Below are 1,137 nucleotides of genomic sequence, written 5' to 3'. Positions count from 1 at the left end.
ATGACAATGATGATAGAAATAACGGATGCGAATATCGGACGGTCAATGAAGGTGCGCAGCATTACTCAGCCTCCTCGCTCTCATCCCTGACGTTTACTTCAGCGCCATCCCTGAGATTCACAAGACCGCTGGTGATGAAGGCTTCGTCCGCTTTCAGGCCGTCCAGTATGACCTGACGCCCATCCACAACCGGACCGAGACTCACAGGGCGTGCACGGGCAATGCTGTCATCATCAACCACGAAAACCTGCGCCCCGTCCGCGCCCTCGGTCACCGCTTTTTCCGGTACGGTAACAACACCTTCAAGGCTCCGGAGCTGCACTCTTACGCGCACAAACTGCCCGGGGATAATCTGGTTGTCGGGGTTGGGGAAAACAGCCCGGGCGGACACGGTACCCGTGCGAGGGTCTAGGGTGGAGGCAGTAAAATCCACCTTGCCGGTGCGGTCATACGCCTTCCCGTTCGTCATGATCAGCGTGGCGTCTATGTCTTTAGCGCTGGCTGAATCCGTCATTGCCTCGCGGGCGGCACGCTGTATGGCGGCATCGTTCTCCGGCAGCGCAAACCGAACATGCACCGGATTCTGTTGCACAATGGTGGTCAGCAGCGTGCCCTGATCAATCAGGCTCCCTTCGGGCAGGTCTTCAAGACTGGTCACACCATTGACCGGAGCCCTGACGTCGGTATAGCCCAAATTCAGTTCAGCTTCCGTAACGCCTGCCTCGGCAACAGCCAGATTGGCCTGGGCCAGTTCCAGGGCGGAACGGGCGGAGTCACGATCCCGTTCACTGACCGCATTACGCTCGTACAATGAGGATATGCGATTCCATTCCCGCTCAGCCTGGCGGAGATCCGCTTCAGCCACCTGGCGTTGAGCCTTTGCCCCCTGCAGTGCGGCTTCCGAAGGCTTTGGGTCAATGCGGAACAGAGAGTCACCCTCACTGACAATCTGGCCTTCGCGATACAGGCGTTCCTCGAGGATGCCCTGAATCCGGGCGCGAACTTCTACTTCCCGCGCCCCACGAGCCCGACCGGCATAGTCCTGGCGCACTGTCACGTTGGTTGTTTCAGCCGTTTCCACGATGACCTCCGGGGCTGGCCTGCCACTACCCTCCCCAGCGTTTTGATTATTGTCAC

General features: G+C 58.9%; 1 protein-coding gene. It reads right to left on the bottom strand.

Annotated features, from left to right (window positions below; genetic code table 11):
• Positions 1-61: 61 nt before the first annotated feature.
• On the bottom strand, positions 62-1,137 hold a 1,076-nt coding region (locus tag ACUN9X_RS18830; RefSeq protein WP_445474036.1), incomplete at its 5' end, for an efflux RND transporter periplasmic adaptor subunit.

The organism is Marinobacter sp. V032, from assembly GCF_052645435.1.
Note: the sequence above shows the minus strand (reverse complement) of the source record. Positions and strands in the feature narration are given on the sequence as shown.